At 38.5% G+C, this 20,757-nt stretch carries 13 protein-coding genes; 9 read left to right on the forward strand and 4 right to left on the reverse strand.

Going from position 1 to position 20,757, the window contains the following annotated elements:
* Positions 1 to 20: 20 nt before the first annotated feature.
* The 3 genes from QM524_RS20550 to QM524_RS20560 form a co-directional block, all read right to left on the reverse strand.
* Positions 21 to 2,168 (reverse strand): FN3 associated domain-containing protein, encoded by a 2,148-nt coding sequence (locus QM524_RS20550; protein ID WP_283345994.1) that lies wholly within the window; start codon positions 2,166 to 2,168, stop codon positions 21 to 23.
* A gap of 193 nt (positions 2,169 to 2,361) precedes the next feature.
* A complete protein-coding gene (locus QM524_RS20555; protein WP_388047496.1) occupies positions 2,362 to 3,765 on the reverse strand; it encodes a DUF1501 domain-containing protein in 1,404 nt (467 codons plus the stop codon).
* 369 nt (positions 3,766 to 4,134) lie between these two features.
* Positions 4,135 to 6,525 carry a PSD1 and planctomycete cytochrome C domain-containing protein gene (locus tag QM524_RS20560; RefSeq protein WP_283345996.1) on the reverse strand — a complete coding sequence of 797 codons (2,391 nt, stop codon included), beginning with the start codon at positions 6,523 to 6,525 and terminating at the stop codon, positions 4,135 to 4,137.
* 718 nt (positions 6,526 to 7,243) lie between these two features.
* On the opposite strand from QM524_RS20560, the gene kdpF reads away from it, so the two are divergent.
* The 7 genes from kdpF (at position 7,244) to QM524_RS20590 (ending at position 16,054) form a co-directional block, all read left to right on the forward strand.
* Positions 7,244 to 7,321 (forward strand): K(+)-transporting ATPase subunit F, encoded by a 78-nt coding sequence (gene kdpF, locus QM524_RS26045; RefSeq protein ID WP_374761205.1) that lies wholly within the window; start codon positions 7,244 to 7,246, stop codon positions 7,319 to 7,321.
* A gap of 63 nt (positions 7,322 to 7,384) precedes the next feature.
* Positions 7,385 to 9,082 carry a potassium-transporting ATPase subunit KdpA gene (kdpA, locus tag QM524_RS20565; RefSeq protein WP_283345997.1) on the forward strand — a complete coding sequence of 566 codons (1,698 nt, stop codon included), beginning with the start codon at positions 7,385 to 7,387 and terminating at the stop codon, positions 9,080 to 9,082.
* A 45-nt stretch (positions 9,083 to 9,127) separates the two neighbouring features.
* Positions 9,128 to 11,152 (forward strand): potassium-transporting ATPase subunit KdpB, encoded by a 2,025-nt coding sequence (kdpB, locus tag QM524_RS20570; protein ID WP_283345998.1) that lies wholly within the window; start codon positions 9,128 to 9,130, stop codon positions 11,150 to 11,152.
* A gap of 193 nt (positions 11,153 to 11,345) precedes the next feature.
* Positions 11,346 to 11,897: a K(+)-transporting ATPase subunit C gene (gene kdpC / locus QM524_RS20575; RefSeq protein ID WP_283345999.1), complete on the forward strand. Its 552-nt coding sequence runs from the start codon at positions 11,346 to 11,348 to the stop codon at positions 11,895 to 11,897.
* 171 nt (positions 11,898 to 12,068) lie between these two features.
* Positions 12,069 to 13,139 carry a porin gene (locus QM524_RS20580; RefSeq protein ID WP_283346000.1) on the forward strand — a complete coding sequence of 357 codons (1,071 nt, stop codon included), beginning with the start codon at positions 12,069 to 12,071 and terminating at the stop codon, positions 13,137 to 13,139.
* A 108-nt stretch (positions 13,140 to 13,247) separates the two neighbouring features.
* Entirely contained in the window at positions 13,248 to 14,366 is a 1,119-nt protein-coding gene (locus tag QM524_RS20585) for a sensor protein KdpD (RefSeq protein WP_283346001.1), read from the forward strand.
* Complete coding sequence (locus QM524_RS20590; RefSeq protein WP_283346002.1) at positions 14,363 to 16,054, forward strand: sensor histidine kinase; 1,692 nt, start codon at positions 14,363 to 14,365, stop codon at positions 16,052 to 16,054. The genes QM524_RS20585 and QM524_RS20590 overlap by 4 nt, the downstream gene beginning before the upstream one ends.
* Before the next feature lie 273 nt (positions 16,055 to 16,327).
* Here QM524_RS20590 and QM524_RS20595 read toward each other — a convergent pair whose 3' ends face one another.
* Entirely contained in the window at positions 16,328 to 17,737 is a 1,410-nt protein-coding gene (locus QM524_RS20595; RefSeq protein ID WP_141234807.1) for a replication initiation protein, read from the reverse strand.
* Between the two features lie 873 nt (positions 17,738 to 18,610).
* On the opposite strand from QM524_RS20595, the gene QM524_RS20600 reads away from it, so the two are divergent.
* Both QM524_RS20600 and QM524_RS20605 read left to right on the forward strand, forming a co-directional pair.
* Positions 18,611 to 19,573 (forward strand): ParA family protein, encoded by a 963-nt coding sequence (locus tag QM524_RS20600; protein ID WP_095164252.1) that lies wholly within the window; start codon positions 18,611 to 18,613, stop codon positions 19,571 to 19,573.
* A gap of 13 nt (positions 19,574 to 19,586) precedes the next feature.
* A complete protein-coding gene (locus QM524_RS20605) occupies positions 19,587 to 20,558 on the forward strand; it encodes a ParB N-terminal domain-containing protein (protein WP_283346003.1) in 972 nt (323 codons plus the stop codon).
* Positions 20,559 to 20,757 lie beyond the last annotated feature (199 nt).

The raw sequence follows: 20,757 nt of genomic DNA on the forward strand, positions 1-20,757 counted from the left end.
TTTGAGAGGGTTTTCAAAGATTAGTTAAAAAACACTTCATCAATAAATACCCATCCCGGTTGTCCTTTGCCATTATGCCAACTAGGAAGTTTGGTTACAGGTCGAGCGATAACTTTAATAAAAGAATAATTACCCGCTTTTAAAGTTACCTCGATTGGTTCAATACGCACAGGACCGTCTTTCAAAGGCTGAGTGGGATTGATTTTTTGTACTAATTGTAAACTACTTTTACTGTTGCCTGCCCATATTTCGATAGAAGTAGGAGGAAATATAAAACCTCCCAAATTTCGTCCAATACTAAGCATTACCGACTGGATGGGCGTTGGTTTGTCAAAAGTAAAAAGCGCTTCAAAAGGTTTTTCACGATAACCTAACCAAGCCTTATTTTTAAAGTCGTTGGCGTCACCCTTTTTCAAATTTATCAGGGTACTTCCTCCTTCACCCATATATTGAGGATTTGGCTGATTAATTAATTCTACACTTTTAGGATGATATTTTCCTTTGAAAAAGACGTACTCAACCACATCGCTGGCGTACCAATGCGCTTTGACAGCCTTTGCTTTGAGTATTGTATAAGTATTAAGTTCAAAGGGCTTTTGGTATACAGGAGAATTCAATGAGTCGGGTTGTTGCCCATTAACAGTATATCGGATCGTAACACCTTTCAAGGGATGTTTGAATGAAATGAGCGTAGGTTTACTAAGCACAAAATCTTCATTCTCAAGGATTGGAGGCGTGAGCTTAAGCATTTCTGTATCGGTAGGAATATACCCTTTTTCAAAGTGAATAGCAGGAAACTGCTTTTGTATTTCATTCACCTCCAATTCGGTAAGCGAAGTATTCCAAACGTACACTTGATTGAGAGCTGGTAACTTTGCCAATTGAGCTAGGGAACTTTTACTCTGTTTTGTACCTGATAAAGACAAAGATTTTAAATTGGTTAAGCCTTGTAGACTTGACAAATTTTCGCCAGTAATGTCGGTATTATTTAAAACGAGTTTTTCTAAATGTTCAAATTGTCCTATGGTTTTGAGATCCTCGTTTGTAATGGGCATATTGGATACATTTAGCACCACTAATTGCTCTTTGATGTCGGCTAGCTCGCTTAATTGTTCCTTTTTGAAGGCTTGACGCACAAAGAAATCAGCTTGTAAAGCTGGAGAACCATTTGCCAATGGAAAAATCACTCTAAAAGGCGTATTGAGCTTCTGGAGCGTTTGTTCGTTCGCTGGCTCAAAATCGTAAGCAACTTCCGTCATGGACGACTGGTTTTTCTTATTTTTCTCCCAATACGCTTTTATGGGACTATTAACAGCCAATTGTTTAAGTGTCTTTTTGGTGTCTGTTCCATCATTAATCCAAGCGCTAAGTACCGCAATTTCTTCAGGCGTAAGCTGAGTTTTGCCCTTAGGAGGCATGTGTTTCTTATCCTCAAGAGGCAAATTAGCACGTTCAATCAAATGGCTTTGCAATGCGTTACCACTCATCCAAATGGGGCCATTTTTCCCGCCTTGCTTTAATCCTGCTAGGGTTGTCATCAGTAAGCCACCTTTAGTTTTTTGTTCATTGTGGCATTGATAGCATTTTTCTTTTAAAATAGGCTGAATGACCGCTTCGAAAATGGGCGTATCTTCGGTAAACACAAGCTCAGTTTCTTCTTTATTATCAGGAAATAGATAGTCCTCGCCATGAGTCAAACTGGCGCCATAATGCCCTGTGACTAGCAATACAACTAAACTTAGGCACAAAACCGAAGTAAAAACGCGTGTCTTGACCGTAGGTTGGTATATCATCCAAAGTCCATAACACAAAAAACTTAATACGATACCTCCGTATTTATGCCAAGTAAGTAGACTTGCGGTATAACCTTCTTCCTTTGACAAAAAGAAACCCATTAGGGCAGCAATATTTGCAGTAATAGCCGTAATAGCTAGCACAAATCTAAAGAGTTTAGGAAAATTTTCTCCTTCAAACTCTTGCTTACAAAACCAAAATAACCCTGTGATTAATAGTAGTCCAATAGGTAAATGTAAAACCATAGGGTGCATTCGACCTATGGTTTGAAATCCGATAGGAATATTTACTTTTTCTTGAAAAAGAAGCAAGAATAGCAATAAAATATGCAGTGCAAAAAGTAAATATGAAAGTATATGCTGAAAACGAGACATGTAAATGAGTCAATATTTAGAAAGAAAATGGGTTTTGGAATACACAACAACCTTGTTGTGTATTGGGCTTTCAGGTAACAGCTTTCGGCGGTAGGCTTTGGAAAAAAACATCACTGTAGTTATTAAAAAACATTTTAAAACTATTTGCCTAATGCCTATTGCCTGACTACTTAGATCTAATTCAGCACTCATACTAAGCCATCAATCCTGGCAATACTTTACCTGCTAAATCGGTAAGTCGATAGCGACGACCCAAATGCTTGTAAGTAAGCTTTTCGTGATTGATACCCATCAAATGCATAATAGTCGCATGGAAGTCGTTGATATGCACAGGATCTTTGACAATATTATATCCAAAATCATCCGTTTCACCATACACAGTGCCCGGCTTTACGCCACCGCCAGCCATAAAGGTGCAATAGGCCCTTGGATGGTGATCGCGACCATAGTTATCCTTTGAAGCTGTACCCTGAACATAGTTAGTACGGCCAAATTCGCCACCCCAAATCACAAGAGTTTCGTCAAGTAAGCCTCTTTGTTTGAGGTCAGTAATCAAGGCAGCTGAAGCACGATCTGTGTCCATGGCTTGCATCGGCATTTCACCAACCAGATTACCATGTTGATCCCAACCCTGATGGTAGAGCTGAACAAAACGAACGCCAGCTTCCGAAAGTTTACGAGCTAAAAGACAATTCGCCGCAAATGTACCAGGAACAAGACATTCTGGGCCATACATTTTGACAATATAGTCAGGCTCTTTACTTAAGTCAGTTAGTTCAGGAACAGCCGTTTGCATGCGATATGCCATTTCATATTGCTGTACTTTAGCTTTAATTTCAGGATCGCCAAAATCATCGTAAGCCATATTGTTGAGCTCTGCCAGATGATCTAACATTTTACGATGCGAAGCTCTATCCGAATTAGCAGGGTTATTGAGATACAAGATAGGGTCCTCGCCGCTACTAAATACCACACCTTGATGGGTTGAGTCTAAAAATCCATTCGACCAAAGCTTAGAATATACCCCCTGTCCGTTTCCTTTTCCTCTTGATAATAGAACCGAAAATGCTGGTAAGTTTTTATTTTCACTCCCAAGGCCGTAGCTCACCCATGAACCCATACTCGGACGATTGCCTTGTTGTGCGCCAGTTTGCATAAAGGTAAGAGCTGGGTCGTGATTAATAGCCTCAGTATTCATGGTTTTAATCATACAAATGTCATCTGCAATATTGGCGATATTAGGAAACAACTCACTCATCCACATACCTGATTGACCATATTGCGCAAATTTAAAGTAAGACCCCACCAAGGGAAATTTAGCCTGACTGGACGTCATTCCCGTTAAACGTTGCCCCATACGAATAGAAGCAGGTAATTCTTGACCCGCCATTTTGTTGAGTAAGGGCTTGTACTCAAAACTTTCGTATTGTGAAGGAGCACCATTTTGAAATAGGTAAATCACACGTTTTGCTTTTGGGGCAAAATGTGCAATTCCTAGAGGTAAACTTTCGGCGTCATCAGCCGAACCTCTAAACAAATCTGGTACTAACAGCGAGCCTAGCGCAAGTCCACCAATACCCGCAGCTATTTTTCCCATGAAGTGTCTGCGGTTGATATTTAGACGATTTTCTATAAATTCATTCTTATTCATCTTCTATGATTGGGTGCTATATTCTGTTGATTAAGTTAGTGGACAAAATAAAATTGAATTTTTGAGCTTACGACTTTCAGCAATGGGCTTTCGGCAAAACATATCTGTAATTACTAAAAAACACATTAACACTCTTTGCCTTGTGCCTGTTGTCTAGTGCCTAAACACATAACTTAAATCTTATTTTGCACGATTTTCTACTAGTACAAAAGGATATTTAACAAAGGAGTCCAAGGCAAAAAAATTGACAGCTAAACGTTTCCAGAAAATCGAAGAAACATTTCTGCCAAGTGCCCATAGCCGAATGCCGAAAGCTTATTTCATAATTGCTTCTTCTAGGTTATACATCATAAGCACCGACTGCATCAAAGCAGCGGCCGTAGGACGTAAATTGGTCTTGTCTTTTGTTTTTGCCGATGCCAGCAAAGAAGGCTTCTCTCCTACTTTCAAGAGTTTCAGTGCTTTTTGAGGATTTTGACTAAAAACTTCTTTTTCACTGGTAAAATATTTTTCAAATACCGCTAATTCTTTCTCCTTTCCATTTCGACAGAGGACAGTACGAAATGCCTTTTTGATTTTATCATCATCAGTATTGTTTTCAAGAGCTATTTTTTCTGCTAATACTCTAGCCGATTCCAAAATGACAGGGTCATTTAGCATCACTAATGCTTGTAGTGGCGTGTTGGTTCTGGAGCGTTTTACTTCGCATTGGTCTCGATTTGAAGCATCAAAAATCAACATAGAAGGCGGTGGAACAGTACGTTTGATAAATACATACATTCCTCTTCGGTAAAGACTATCGCCATGGTCTTGTATATAACTTTTGAGACTTCCTCGTCCCGATGTGGCTACTTCCCATAGTCCTTTAGGCTGATAAGGTTTTACACTTGGACCTCCAATCATTGGACTCAGCAAACCACTTGTTGTGAGCACAAAATCACGAACCAACTCGGCTGAGAGACGCATACGAGGCGCACGAGCCAGCAAAATATTTTCAGGATCTTTGGCCAAATGTTCTTTGGTGATAACAGCGGATTGCTTGTAAGTTGCCGACATCACGATTTGCTTTACCAAGCGCTTGATATTCCATTGGTTAGTACGAAAATCTACAGCAAGCCAGTCGAGTAACTGAGGGTGAGACGGCAACTCGCCTTGCATACCAAAATCCCCTACAGTTTTGACTATCCCACGGCCAAAAAACTCCTGCCATATTCGATTGACAAAGACTCTTGCGGTAAGGGGATTTTTCTCATCTGTAAGCCACTGCGCTAAGCCAAGACGGTTTTTAGGATATTTTTTAGGGTCAAAAGAAAGTAAAAATTTGGGCATTTGTGCCTCAACAAGCTCAGAAGGCTGGTCATAATTTCCACGATTCAATACATGCGTTTTTCGCAGGGTATCCGCATCTTGCATGACCATTACCGAAACATCGGCGGTATCTCTTTTATTGATAAAATTCAAAATACGTTTTACATCCTTACTCGTCAATTTAAGGTTTGGGGGGTCAGCAAAAGAGGCATCAATGGTACCAAATAAACCTTTTTCTGGCACTTGGTTGAAAAAGGCAAACGCACTGTAATAGTCTTTTTGTTTGATTGGGTCATACTTATGGTCATGACATTTGGCGCATTCATAAGTTAATGCTAAAAAGGTTTTTCCAAAAGTATTGGTACGATCAGTCACATATTCGACACGGTATTCCTCATCAATAACACCACCTTCTTGCGTAATTTTATGATTACGGTTGAACCCTGTGGCCAATACAGCCTCCTTCATGCGTGGATTTTGTAGATTGCCTTTTTGATTTTTGACAATAACATCACCAGCTAATTGCCATGTTAAAAACTTGCTGTAGCTATAATTTTTGTTAAAAGCATGAATAACCCAATCACGCCAAGGCCACATAGTTCTTAAACCATCGTCCTGATAGCCATGCGAGTCGGCATAGCGAGCAACGTCTAGCCATGAAATCGCCATTTTTTCACCATAATGTGGCGACGTAAGTAATTCATTCACAAGTTTTTCATAGGCATTAGGCGAAGTATCCTTCAAGAAACGGTCTTGTAGTTCGAGCGAAGGAGGAAGTCCTGTAATGTCTAGGCATAACCTTTTTAAGAGCCTTTCTTTATCGGCTTCTTCGTTAGGTTTTAGCCCATTTTCTTCCATTTTTGCCAAAGTAAAATAATCAATCGGGCTTTGAGGCCAATTCGTATCATTGACTTTGGGAAACTGAGGTTTTTGAGGTACTGTAAATGCCCAATGAGGTTTATACTTGGCTCCTTGCTTAATCCATTTCTCAATTAAGGTAATTTCTTGCTCTGTCAATTTAAGATTTGAGTTTAATGGAGGCATGATATCAGCAGTATCTTTTGTGACAATACGCAACCATACCGCCGACTCATGGGGCTTTCCTGGCACGATAGCATGAAATTTGGGGTTATCTTTCAGACCAGCGTAGGCGGCTTCTTCGGTATCTAAACGTAAATCAGCCTCTCTTTTGTTGGCATCGGGTCCATGGCATTGAAAACAGCGATCGGAAAGAATGGGGCGAATATGGTAATTATAATCTATCTCCCCTGCGATGGCATCAGCCGATGCACTGCTTCCATTTCTCAGAAAACAAGCAGAAGTGATACAACACAAAGCCAAGAATAAGATTACTAAAAGCTTGTTAGTCAACAAGTATGTCAATAGTTTGTTGTTCATGAAATGACAGAAATAGTTTGATATTGATGAACCTTATTACTTCTAAAGGTCAAAACAATATCGTAATACCCAAATATTTTATTAGATAAAATTACATTTCATCTGGGAATCGTAATACTGTATTGTCCTGAATCATCCATAGCAGGCAACTCCTTTTCTGGGAATCTATTCATTCTTTTCACATCATCTTTTAGTTGATTTTGGATATATTATATCGGGTAATGCTAGGAAAATAATCTGCTGATCGAGGAAATCATAGGTTCGAAGTACTTCTATTGACTTCAAGCATACTTTTTTACCCAAAAACAGAGCACACTCATGCATATTTGGAATTGCTGATTTTAGAAATGGTTGGGCTTGTCAGTCCATCATACACCGCTAATGCAGCATGATACATACCCTCTTCTGGATTCATCATCATTTCCATTTTGGAAAAAACCCTTTCATTTTGGAAGGGTTTTTATTTATCCAAAAAGTCCACAAAACAAAAATCATAAAAATAAACAACTGTAAATCAGTTTATTACAAGCAATTTATTATAAAAATTGCAGAATTGGAATAGACTTTGGCACACCTAGTAGCAAAGAACAATTAAAAACCCTAAAAAAATGCTACTTACCATCATTCTCGTGCTTTTAGGTCTTTTGGCCTTCTATCTATTCGATTGGACGATAGATTTTTTTGAAAAAATTTAATACACAAAACCCTATTCATCATGATGACGCTATTGCTGGTTTTATCCATCGCCGTTTTTGGCTATTTGTTTTATGTTTTATTAAAACCTGAAAAATTTTAGCCTAACAATCAACTATCGCAATTGTAGGAAAACGCTCAATTTTGAAAATCCCTATTACCCAACATGGAAACTGATTTATTAGGCATCATTGCCACCTTTGTACTGACAATTTTACTGGCATGGCCTTTAGGAAAATACATTTCTGCCATTTATACAGGTGCTCCGCATTGGAGTGACAAGATATTCGGAGGCATGGAAAGACTTTTTTATAAAATTGGCGGAATCAATCCCAAGCTCGAAATGACATGGCAAGAAAGTTTGAAAGCACTTTTGAGCATCAACCTCATTTGGTTTTTGTTTGCTATGTTTATTTTGATGAACCAAGGATGGCTTCCGTGGAATCCCGATCATAATCCTTCTATGTCGCCCGATTTGGCATTTAATACAGCAGTATCGTTTTTGGTAAACTGTAACTTACAACATTATTCAGGCGAAACAGGAATGTCATATCTAGGACAAATCACCTGCTTGATGTTTTTACAATTTGTGACAGCCGCAACTGGTATGGCTGCTTGTGCTGTGGTGTTCAAAGCAATGCGTGAGCAAACAAGCCAAAAACTAGGTAACTTCTACACCTATTTCATTCAATCGAACACACGTATTTTGTTACCGTTAGCTTTGATCGTAGCAAGTTTGCTTCTTTTCGAAGGTGTTCCGATGAATATTGAGGGCAAAGCCAGTATCCATACATTGGAGGGCAATACCGTACAAGTGGCTCGTGGACCAGCAGCGGCAATGGTCGCTATCAAGCAATTAGGGACTAATGGTGGTGGGTTCTTTGGTGCAAACTCAAGTCACCCGCTCGAAAATCCAACCTATTGGAGTAATGCCGTTGAAAGTATCAGTATTATCTTGATTCCTATTGCAATGGTCTTTGCCTTAGGATTTTATCTCAATCGTAAAAAATTAGCTTGGGTAATTTTTGGGGTAATGACCGTAGGTTTCTTGGCGCTTATAGCTCCTGCCTTATATTTCGAATGGCAAGGTAATCCAGCTGTTGACCACTTGGGAGTTGCTCAAAATTTGGGAAATATGGAAGGAAAAGAAACTCGTTTTGGAACAACTCTTTCTACTTACTGGGCTATTATTACAACGGTTACCTCTAACGGTTCGGTCAATGCGATGCACGATAGTTTGATGCCATTGACGGGCATGAGTGCGCTACTTGGCATGATGATCAATGCACTTTATGGAGGCGTAGGTGTAGGTTTTCTTAACTTTTATGTATTCATCATCATTGCCGTATTCATTGCAGGTTTGATGGTAGGTCGTACCCCTGAATTGTTTGGGAAAAAGATTGAAGCACGAGAAATGAAAATTGCCACGCTCATCGCACTTTTGCACCCTTTCTTGATTTTGTTAGGAACAGCCATAGCCTCCTATGTGGCACATCAAAAACCCGATATTGGTTGGCTCAATAACCCCGGATTCCATGGCTTCTCAGAAATGCTTTATGAATACACCTCATCTGCGGCGAACAACGGCTCAGGTTTTGAAGGATTAGGTGACAATACGCCATTCTGGAATATCTCAACAGGTATTGTCCTGATTTTGAGTAGATATATCCCTATTATTGGTCCAGTGGCTATTGCAGGAATTTTGGCGAAGAAAAAGCATATTCCCTCTGGTGCAGGAACTTTACAGCTTGATACACTGACCTTTGGTATCCTGATGTTTGCCGTAATTTTAATCCTTGTAGCCCTTGCCTTCTTCCCAGCCTTAACGCTCGGTCCATTAGCAGAACATTTTTCTTTGAAATAAAACTTGAGTTCAGATAAATTTTTATCCCAACACTCAATCAATAATATGAAAACGACATCCAATGCGCTTTTTACCCAAAAAATGGTAAAAGAAGCTTTATCAGCAGCATTTTCAAAACTCAGTCCCAAACAAATGTACCACAACCCCGTCATGTTTACGGTTGAAATCGGTACGGTGGTGATGTTTTTGGTAAGTATTTATAGTATTTCTCAGCCCGACCAAGGTTCGTTTGTCTATAATGCTATTGTATTTTTTGTGCTTTTTCTGACCTTATTATTTGCCAATTTTGCTGAGGCTATCGCCGAAGCACGTGGCAAAGCACAAGCAGAATCTTTACGTAAAACTCGTGAGGAAACGCCAGCCAAATTGCTCAAAAACGACCAAATACAATCGGTAAGTTCATCGAGTTTGACTAAAGGAGATGTATTCATTTGCGAAGCAGGCGACATAATTCCAAGCGATGGGGAGATTATTGAAGGCTTGGCAACCATAGACGAATCAGCCATTACGGGTGAATCTGCGCCAGTAATTCGTGAGGCAGGTGGCGATAAATCTTCGGTAACAGGTGGTACAAAAGTACTTTCTGATAAAATCAAAGTACGAGTAACAACACAACCTGGCGAGAGTTTTTTGGATAAAATGATTGCTTTGGTAGAAGGTGCCTCTCGTCAGAAATCACCCAACGAAATCGCCTTGACTATCTTGTTGGCTGGTTTTACCTTAATTTTTATCATCGTATGTGTGAGTCTAAAGCCATTTGCTGACTATGCCAATACGCCTATCACGATTGCGGCTTATATCTCTCTTTTTGTATGTTTGATTCCGACTACCATTGGAGGACTTTTATCAGCCATAGGTATAGCAGGGATGGACAGAGCATTGCGTGCCAATGTGATTACCAAGTCGGGTAAAGCTGTTGAAACTGCGGGAGATATAGATGTTTTATTATTGGACAAAACAGGTACTATTACTATTGGTAACCGTAAAGCCACGCATTTTTACCCTGCTCCTAATCAAAAAACGGAAGACTTTGTTGAGGCGGTCGTTTTGAGCTCATTGGTAGATGAAACCCCAGAAGGGAAATCGGTTATAGAATTGGCTAGTCAAATTGGCTATACAATTCCTAAATTGCCGATGGAAGCCAAAGCCATTCCTTTTACCGCCGAAACTCGTGCTTCTGGTGTGGATTTAGGCAATATAAGTATCAGAAAAGGTGCTATGGATTCTATCAAAAATTGGGTTGAAAAAGCTGGAAATTCTTTTCCTGAAGAGGTAGTGGAAAGAACCAAAAGTATTGCCAGTAATGGCGGTACACCTTTGGTAGTGGCTCAAAATCAGCAAGTTTTAGGTATTATCGAATTACAAGATATTATCAAAACAGGTATCCAAGAACGTTTTGAACGTTTGAGAAAAATGGGTGTAAAAACTGTTATGGTAACAGGAGATAACCCATTGACGGCCAAATATATTGCTCAAAAAGCAGGCGTAGACGATTTTATCGCAGAAGCAAAACCCGAGGATAAAATGAACTATATCAAAGCCGAACAAGCTAGCGGTAAACTTGTAGCCATGATGGGTGATGGTACCAACGATGCCCCTGCCCTAGCCCAAGCCGATGTAGGTGTAGCGATGAACTCGGGTACTGCCGCAGCCAAAGAGGCAAGTAATATGGTGGATTTGGACAATGACCCAACCAAATTAATCGAAATTGTAGAAATTGGTAAACAATTGTTGATGACGCGCGGTACGCTTACGACTTTCTCGATTGCCAATGACGTAGCCAAATATTTTGCGATTGTACCTGCTTTGTTTGTAGCAAGTATTCCAGCTTTGCAATCTTTGAATATCATGCGTTTGCATTCGCCCGAAAGTGCTATTTTGTCAGCAGTAATTTTCAACGCCCTCATTATTCCAATTTTGATTCCATTGGCCTTGCGTGGCGTCAAATATCGACCAATTGGTGCTTCGGCTTTGCTACAACGTAACTTATTAGTCTATGGCTTTGGAGGCGTAATTGTACCTTTTATCGGTATCAAATTACTCGACATGCTGGTATCAGTTTGGTTTTAAATATGAATGAAGAATTGTGAGTTGTGAATGTGATTTTTTAATCCATAATTCTTCATTCTCCCTTAGCTGTTTAACAAACTCTAAACTTCAATTTCAGCTCTTCAACTGAAGTTTGAATATCACATTACACAATTGAGTAGGTAAAATTTTGCAGATTTCATCTTTTTGTCTACTCAGCTAAAAAATTATTACCATGAAAAATCAACTTTTCACAGCCATCAAATTAAGCCTTGCTTGCTTTATTTTGTTGGTAGTTATATATCCCTTGGCAGTTTTGGGAATCGCTCAATTTACACCCAATAAAGGCGATGTAGATTTTGTTAAAGTACGCGACAAAATCGTTGGTGTTAGACAAATAGGACAATCTTACACCCAAGCAAAATACTTTTGGGGGCGTCCTTCAGCAGTAAACTATGATGCGGGTGTGTCGGGTGGTTCAAACAAAGGGCCTTCAAACCCTGACTATATTCAAACCGTTCAAGCTCGACGAGATACTTTTTTAGTGCATAATCCAAGTGTTAAAGCCAACGAAATTCCAGCCGAATTATTAACGGCATCAGGCAGCGGACTTGATCCACATATTTCTTTACAAAGTGCTTTAGTTCAAATTGCTAGAGTAGCGAAAGCCAGAAATCATTCTACCGAAATTATTCAAAAAGTAGTGATGAATAGCCTCGAAAAATCTCCTGCGGGTACTCCTTTTGTGAATGTCCTTGAGCTTAATTTGGCTTTGGATAGATTGTAAGTGTTGATGTAGAATTGTGAGTTGTAAATTGTGTATAAGAAATTTCAAGTCCGTAACAGTTTGAAAACTGTTTCAATAAATAAGTCCAAGACTAAGTCTTGAACTAGTGTAAGTTCCTTTTAAAACAACTATGCCTGAGCCTCAATGGCTCAGGCAATTTGAAACAAAACCATGAAAAAATTATTATTGATTTGTGCCTCAGTGCTAATGTTTTTGAGTAAAGGATTGGCTCAAACAAACAACTCTACTATCACTTGGTCTGGATATGTGGATGCTTATTATGCCTATGATTTCAACCAACCCGACGATCATCTACGTCCTAGTTTTTTGTACAATCATAATCGTCATAATGAATTCAATATCAACCTAGCGTACATCAAAGGAGCCTATTCATCCACCCGTACACGTGCCAATTTAGCCATCATGGCAGGTACTTATGCCCAATATAATATGGCTGCCGAAAGTCCTTTGTTACAGCATATTTTTGAAGCAAATGTTGGAATAAAATTGAGTCAACAACACGACATTTGGCTCGATGCAGGGATTCTTCCGTCGCATATTGGTTTCGAAAGCGCTGTTTCAAAAGACTGTTGGACACTGACCAGAAGCATTTTAGCCGAAAACTCACCTTATTACGAATCTGGCGCTAAACTGAGCTATACCAGTCCCAATCAACAATGGACAGCCAGCGTATTGGCACTCAATGGTTGGCAACGAATCAAACGACTTGATGGAAATCAAACTGTTAGCTTGGGAACACAAATTACTCATAAGCCCAACGAAAATTTAACACTTAATTGGAGCACCTATTATGGTAATGAAGGAATAAATAATATCAGTCAAAAACGTTATTTCTCAAACCTGTATGCTATTTATCAACATGAAAAATGGGGATTCATCGCAGGTTTTGATTACGGTTCTCAGCAAAAAGCCAATACAGATGGTTACAATAATTGGTATTCCCCTGTGGCGATTGTCCGTTATCAATTAGCTCCAAAAATGCGTCTAGCAGCTCGATACGAATATTATCAAGACAAAAATGGGGTCATTATTGCAACGAATACGCCTGAAGGCTTTCAAGTAACAGGTTATTCGCTCAACTGGGATTATCAAGTAGCCGAAAATGCTGTTTTCAGAATAGAGGCAAAAAATTATCATGCTAATTCAGCCATTTTCACCGAAAAATCCCAACCTAAAAATGACAATTTAGCTATTACCAGCTCAATTGCGGTGCAGTTTTAATTTTATCAGGGACAAAGGGAACAGGCACAAAGTGGCAAAGTGTCTAATAGATTTTCTTCACTTTGTGCCTTTGTGCCTTTAATACTGTTCCCTATAAATACAACCTTTATGTCCGACTCAAATACTGCCGCCTATTTCTTGGAACTGATTAGGGCGTCGAAAAGAGGAAAACTCAAAATTTACATAGGAATGTGTGCAGGCGTAGGCAAAACTTACCGCATGCTTCAAGAGGCGCATAGTCTTTTGAAAAATGGGGTAGATGTCAAAATTGCTTTTGTCGAAACGCACCTTCGTGTAGAAACACATGCCTTGCTCGATGGTTTGCCAATCATTCCGAGGCGACAGCTATTTTACAAGGGCAAATTGTTGGAAGAAATGGATTTGGAAGGCGTTTTGCGTATTCATCCAGAAGTTGTGATTGTCGACGAACTCGCTCATAGCAATATAGAAGGTTCGAAAAACGAAAAGCGCTGGCAAGATGTGGTGCAATTACTAGACGCTGGAATCAATGTGATTTCGGCAGTAAATATTCAGCATATCGAAAGTTTAAACCAAGAAATTAAACAAATAACCGAGGTTGAAGTCACCGAAAGAATTCCTGATGCGATTTTGCAACAAGCCAACGAAGTAGTAAATATTGACCTTACTGCCGACGAACTGATTGACAGATTGAAAGAAGGGAAAATATATGAGCCTGCCAAAATTGAAACAGCACTCAAAAATTTCTTTCAGTCTGCTCATATTCTTCAATTGCGAGAACTGGCACTCAAAGAAGTAGCACATCAGGTAGAACGAAAGGTGATTCATGAAGTAAGCGCCGTAAAACTGAGTCCTCAGCGGTTTTTGGCTTGCGTAAGTTCCAATGCCCCCCGTGCCAAAATGATTATTCGAAAAACTGCCCGACTAGCTTCTTATTATGATGCCAAATGGTTTGTTTTGTATGTACAAGCCGAAAGTGAGGCAGGCGATAAAATCGATTTATCCGTACAAAGACACTTGATTAACAATCTCAAACTGGCCACGGAATTGGGAGCGGAAGTGGTCAAAATAAAACATAACGATGTTGGATATACGATAATGAGTTTTGCAGAGCAGCAACAAATCTCAACGATATGCTTGGGCAAACCAATTATTGAAGGTTTTAGAGGTATAAAATCTGCCTACTTCTTTACCCAATTACTAAAAAAATTATCTTCGAGTCCGATTGATTTAATATTACTGTCATGACTATCAAAACCAAATTACAGCTAGGGCTTTTGTTTTTATTCGGGGTAATCGTCTTGCTTGGTGGCATGGGCATGTATTATCTCAATCAGCTCAAAGAAGAATCTGCCAATATCCTTACAGATAACTATGAATCAATTAGTTATGTCCAAAAAATGCAAGAAAGTCTTGATCTAAATACACAAACAGATAGTTTGGCGATGATCACTTTCGAAAAAAATCTTCAACAACAGGAAAAAAACCTGACCGAAAAAGGCGAAAAAGAAGAAACCATCGAATTAAGAAAAGTTTGGAATTTATATAAAACTCAGAATAATACGCAATTTCTACCAAGTATAAAAGCCCATCTTTTTGAGATAGCAACCATTAACCAAAATGCTATTTTTAGAAAAAATGAAGCAGCACAAATGATTTCTCAAGAGGCACTTAACTACTTGAAAATCATTACCATCACTTGCCTTTTGATTTCATTTACTTTCGTCATAAATTTTCCTGCCTATCTGGCCAGTCCTATTAAACAACTCACCGAAGGGATTAGAGCCATTACTGCTAAAAACTATGAACAAAGATTGCATTTTAGCTCGAATGATGAGTTTGGCGAATTGGCTACTGCATTTAACTTAATGGCACAAAAACTTGATGAATATGAGCATTCGAGTTTGGCTCAAATTCTTTCCGAGAAGAAAAGAATCGAGGCTATTATCAATAAACTGAATGATGCGGTAATTGGGCTAGACGACCATCAGCATATTCTATTTGTCAACTCCGTTGCTTTGGATTTACTACATATCAACCAAGAGGAATTGGTGGGAAAATCAGCCTTAGATGTAGCACTTCAAAGCGATTTGATGAGAAGTCTATTAAATCATTCTACTGATAATCAAGAAATTAAAATATATACTGGTGGAAAAGAATCCTATTTCTCGAAAGAATGGATTTTAGTTGAAAATGAAGAAAAACTCTTAGGAAAAGTGATTATTCTCCAAAATATTACCAAATATCATGAGCTAGATGCTGCCAAGACTAACTTTATCGCTACGATTTCTCACGAACTCAAAACCCCTATTTCCTCTATCAAAATGAGTTTGTCTTTGCTCGAAAACCCCAAAATCGGAGAGCTGAATCCAGAGCAACAAGGACTATTACAGAATATCAAAGACGAAAGTCAACGCTTATTGGGTATCACTGGCGAGTTATTGGATTTAACACAGGTCGAAAGTGGTAAAATCAATTTAGCTTTCGAGGCCGTTTCGCCGATACAGATTATTGATTATGCTAGTATGGCCGTTGGTTTTCAGGCACAACAAAAATCTATTGAATTCCAAATCGACCTTGCTCCTGCTCTACCACAAGTATGGGCAGATGCAGAAAAGACTGCTTGGGTTTTAGTCAACCTCTTGACTAATGCCATTCGTTACAGCGAAGTACAAAGTAAAATTTTGATTTCTGTTGTTCAGGAACAAAATCAGGTGGTTTTTGGTGTACAGGATTTTGGGAAAGGAATAGATGCCAAATACCTTGATCGGATTTTTGATAAATACTTCCAAGCGCCTAATAGTCCCAAAGGTACAGGTTTGGGCTTGGCGATTGCCAAACAATTTATCGAAGCACAGCAAGGGCAAATTCAAGTAAAGTCAGAGTTTGGACAAGGAGCTATCTTCCAATTTTCCTTACCGATTTATCAAGGATAGATTCAGCAAAACCCTCAAAGAGGAATTCTAACGATTTCAGATTGGGGATTTCTGATGTCGGAAATAATGTAAAATACCTCTGTTTGTCACAAAAAATAAAAGCTTTCACTTCCGAAACCCAACAGCCGATATCTCAAATAAGCAGTTTTTATAGTTTTCTGAGAATCATAGTCAAACATCAACAGACGAATCATATAGCCCAGACAAATAAGGGATTTTATCCTGAAAAAGTCATAGGCAGAGCTTGTTGAGCTTTGCCTATACTGCTAATATTTATTCTTTGTATCCTAAGGCAAGGAGTTCTTCTCTCGTCTTTTTTACCTTAGTATTGAAATATTGGGTCAAAGTATTATATTCTTTGGACATTGTGGAAAGAATAGAAACTTTTAAACCTTGAATGATGTCTCTTTGTAAGTTTTCATCTAGGCTTTTTTGAGGGTCATAAAAATTATTTGCCTGAATTCGCTGCACCAAATCATCTCGTAAGGTCGGATTTTGACTTAATAATTTTTGCACTAATTCGGCCTCCTTAATTTTATATTCTTGCCAAATATGTTGAAGCTCGGCTTTTTTCTCTTCAATCAAGGCCGTATTTACTTGAACTTTCTTAGCTTCCTTTTTAACCTTCGTTTTTGTTACCTCGTACTTATCGTAAAGATTAGGAGTGCTCACCATCGTATTGAGCATTCCTCCGATGTTATTAACGGTATTACCAGCCTTTATGTAATTGATGGTATACGCAATCCCCTTCTCGATTTGCTCAATCGGTAAATCTTTCAGCCATTTTTTGACTTTGGCTTTAGTAACATAATTACTCACCGTTGCATAAATGCGTTCAAGCTCTTCGGTACTGGCATCTAGCGCCTTTACTTCTTTGGACTTTACTTTTTCGCCTACTTTTTCTCGCTGGTTATTTGGATTATCAAAAATATTGAAGGTAATGGCCACTACTTTCTTTTTCAGGATATCTTCCTCAAAAGTAAAATAAATGTCTGTATGCTTCAATAAGTCTTTTTCTGCTCGTTTAATCAAACCTTTGAAGTGACCATAAAGTTGGTATTCATTGGGCTCGATCGAAAGAAGCGTTTTGAGTTCATCTACCCTAAACTTTCGTTTCCCAATTTTTTGATACTGCTTCAATAACTCAAACAACCGAACCGAGTAAATACTCGACAAGCTCAGAATATTTCTGATATCATATACCAAATATCGTTCCTTCAACTCCAATAAAAAGGGTCTAAGAGCTGGGTGAAAACTCAGCTTGATGTAATCTCCTCGCCCGCGTTCTTCAGGGGTAGCTGTAGAAGCTACTAGGTGTGTAGTAAATTGTTCTTTGCGACCATCATCCAAAGTTCGGATAATACCCACTTTTTTGTCTAACAGCTTTTCACCTGCCGATTTGATGCTATCATATACTTGCCCAGAATCATGCAACCCAAATTCTCGAACAATATCTCCTGCATTGATTTGATATTCTCTAAAGTCTGTATCCTCGTGCTTAATCAGAGTAAGCATAAATGCAAATACTCTTGTCTCCCAGATATCAAACTTATATCTAGCTTCTACAAGCTCATTAGCTTTTCGAATGAGCTTAATATCTGAATCGATGATGGGTAATTCTTTCTTTTTAGGTGGCATATCTAATATCCTAGAAATATACAGCAGTACAAATATATCTATCATATCTAATTTTACAACTGATAGATACTGTTTATTTTTTAAGTCAAAAATTACTTTCAATCAAAAACTCCGAACTTTTTGTGATAGTTGTAAAAATTTCATGCCTACAAAAGGCCTCCAAAACACCCAAAAACGACGTTCTCAAAATAATTATTAGCACAAAACAGTTTTCCGAATTATTTGTGATAGTTATGCTAAAACTATGCTCAAAAAGACCTTCAATAAGTGCAATAAAAATCTAGTATTAGCCAATTTTTTTATTCCGAATTATTTGCGATAGTTCCGAATTATTTGTGATAGTTAATTATCCTATTTTCCGAATTATTTGCGATAGATAAAGTGATTTTATGCTCCGAATTATTTGTGATAGTTCCGAATTATTTGTGATAGGTTTCCGAATTATTTGTGATAGATGTGGATAACTTTTCCGAATTATTTGTGATAGTTGCCGAATTATTTGTGATAGATGACCTATTTAACAAAATGATTTTCAAATAGTTATGGAGCCTGAAAGTATTTAAATATTGTTGTTTATTTTAAAAAACAACAACAATAGTGTTTGTTGTTTCTATTTTAATTTTTCAAAAACAATAAAAAACAAAAAAAATATACTAGAAAAGAAACTTTCCTTTATCCCCCAGTTGCGCGGCCCCCCCTTAATGGTTTTCATCAAAAAACGGCTCCGAAAAGATAAGACCTAATGAGAAGTTAGTCATTTGGCTTGAAAATGCAGAATAATGTTCCTAGAATAACCTGTAGCCATATGAATAGATAGCAGAAATAATATTTATGTTTATTTTTTCAAACAAATATATTCAATATGTTTGAAAAGTTAAACATGACAAGTAATTTAGCATCGTACAAAACTTCAAACCGATGCTTACACAAGAAACATTACTTAAGTTTTTGAAAAGACGTTCAGCTTTATCGATTGCTACCCTTGAGAGAGAAGCCTCTTTACCCAAGAATACCCTTTCTGCGGTTCTTAATGGCTCGCGTAATTTGAATGAAAAGCACTTGGCTGACCTTTATCCTGTTGTGACACAATACGGTTTTAATCCTGAGGTTTTTGAAAAAGCACGTGTAATTTCAATTATCAATCACAAAGGTGGTGTAGGAAAGACCACAACTACGGCTTATTTGGGCGAAGCTTTGGCGAATAAAGGCTTTAAAGTACTCTTAATAGACATTGACCCTCAAGGCAGTCTAAGCGAGGTTCTAAACGTAAATGTGGGCGAAACACAGGTATATCATTCCTTGCTCAATTTGGAAGTGCCACTAGCTATTCAAAACGTAATCCCAAATCTTGATATTTCGCCGAGCGATATTGAGCTGAGTACTGCCGAAAAAGAACTCTCCAACAAGATCGGTGGCGAATTACGTTTGAGAGTGGCAATCAATAAAGTTTCGAAAGATTATGACTTCATTTTGATAGATTGTCCTCCTTCGCTCAATATTTTAACCATTACGGCTATGCAAGCCTCGAATAGCTGTTTGATTACGACCCTACCCGAGCAGCTTGCCTACAAAGGACTTGTGGTATTGTTGGAAAGAATCTCAGAAGTGAGAGCATTGTTAAACCCTTCGCTAGAATTAGACGGCATTGTATTTACGATGGTAAAAAATAACAGCATTCACCGCGAGTACAAAGAACTCATGAGACAGCAATTTTCGGGACTGAGAGTATTTGATTCGGAAATAAAGCATTTGATTGATTTTCAAAAAGCCATGGTCGAGCATCTTACCATTAGTGCTTTTAACAAAAGTTCGGAGGCCGCAACCTCCTATCAAAGTCTCGCGGACGAGTTTTTACAATCATTGTACAGTCGCAACGCATAAATTCTCTTAACCTATGGCAAAGAAATCTTTAGCAGAAAAAATGGCTGAAAATAGTCAGGCGCTTCTTCAAACGCTAAAACCGAATACCATCAATAGTTTTAGTACGACCGAAACTATCAAGAAAAATATTGTTGTCCTCGATGAGCTACGTGACCTGATTCCTCCTTTGTTAGAGGTAGAATATTTAGCCCTGAAAGACAATTTGATAAAACATGGTTGCAAGGACCCTCTAAAAATTTGGCGTACCACCAAACACGTGGTAGGACAAACAGATTCGTCAGATGACGAAATATATGTACTGATTGACGGACACAACCGCTATAAGTTGTGTACTGAGCTGGGTATTTCTTTTAACATTCAAATTGACAATTTTGAGTCGCTGAAAGAAGTACGAGATTTTATGATTGACTTCCAGTTGAGTCGTCGTAATATTACTCCACAGCAAGCGTCATATTTGAGAGGATTGCGCTATAATTCAGAGAAAAAAGAATTAGCAGATAACCTCAAAGGAGGCATTGTCCAAAACGAAAATTTGCCTAATGGGCAAAATGTCCATCTGGGAGAAAATCCTAAAAAAACCACTGCTCAAGAGCTAGGAGAGTACTTCAATGTAGATGAAAAAACAATTCGCAGAGATGCTGAATTTGCCAAAGGTTTAGAACGACTCGACCCCGTATTTCGCAAGGAAGTGTTGAATGGAAAAGCAAAGGTTGAAAAATCAAAGATTCAAAAACTTGGCAAAACCAGCGAAGTACTTAGCCCAATTTCAAGTGTAGACGACGTAATTGCGGTATACAACCAAATTGTCGCAACGGAGCAAATCAAAGGCGAAGAAAGCCCACAGAAGTCAAACTTGGAGTTGCAATATGAAAAGCTTAACAAGCAGCTTTTAAAGGCTTGTAAAGCCAAAAAGGTGGATAAGGGTACTGTACAAAAACTGAAAGAAACATTCGAGGCATTTATCAATTCAATCCCGCAAGGATAGGTGCTAAGGTGGAGTAGTATACGAAGAATTTCCAACTATTGCAGATTGGGGATTTCTGATTTCGGAAATGTAATCCCTAGTTTTTGACCAACGATTCCAATTAGCGGGTGAATTCATTTCCCTTTACAATCATTAAAGAAATCGTGCACAATAGGATTTAAGTTATATGCCTAGGCAGTAGGCAACAGGTACTAGGCAC

The sequence above is a fragment of the Flectobacillus roseus genome, assembly GCF_030056595.1.
Taxonomy (GTDB): Bacteria; Bacteroidota; Bacteroidia; order Cytophagales; family Spirosomataceae; genus Flectobacillus; species Flectobacillus roseus.

Coding starts and splice junctions, on each gene's coding strand:
- QM524_RS20550 (WP_283345994.1), bottom strand. CDS start 2,168: ATGTCTCGTTTTCAGCATATACTTTCATATTTACTTTTTGCACTGCAT.
- QM524_RS20555 (WP_388047496.1), bottom strand. CDS start 3,765: ATGGGAAAAATAGCTGCGGGTATTGGTGGACTTGCGCTAGGCTCGCTG.
- QM524_RS20560 (WP_283345996.1), bottom strand. CDS start 6,525: ATGAACAACAAACTATTGACATACTTGTTGACTAACAAGCTTTTAGTA.
- kdpF (WP_374761205.1), top strand. CDS start 7,244: ATGACGCTATTGCTGGTTTTATCCATCGCCGTTTTTGGCTATTTGTTT.
- kdpA (WP_283345997.1), top strand. CDS start 7,385: ATGGAAACTGATTTATTAGGCATCATTGCCACCTTTGTACTGACAATT.
- kdpB (WP_283345998.1), top strand. CDS start 9,128: ATGAAAACGACATCCAATGCGCTTTTTACCCAAAAAATGGTAAAAGAA.
- kdpC (WP_283345999.1), top strand. CDS start 11,346: ATGAAAAATCAACTTTTCACAGCCATCAAATTAAGCCTTGCTTGCTTT.
- QM524_RS20580 (WP_283346000.1), top strand. CDS start 12,069: ATGAAAAAATTATTATTGATTTGTGCCTCAGTGCTAATGTTTTTGAGT.
- QM524_RS20585 (WP_283346001.1), top strand. CDS start 13,248: ATGTCCGACTCAAATACTGCCGCCTATTTCTTGGAACTGATTAGGGCG.
- QM524_RS20590 (WP_283346002.1), top strand. CDS start 14,363: ATGACTATCAAAACCAAATTACAGCTAGGGCTTTTGTTTTTATTCGGG.
- QM524_RS20595 (WP_141234807.1), bottom strand. CDS start 17,737: ATGATAGATATATTTGTACTGCTGTATATTTCTAGGATATTAGATATG.
- QM524_RS20600 (WP_095164252.1), top strand. CDS start 18,611: ATGCTTACACAAGAAACATTACTTAAGTTTTTGAAAAGACGTTCAGCT.
- QM524_RS20605 (WP_283346003.1), top strand. CDS start 19,587: ATGGCAAAGAAATCTTTAGCAGAAAAAATGGCTGAAAATAGTCAGGCG.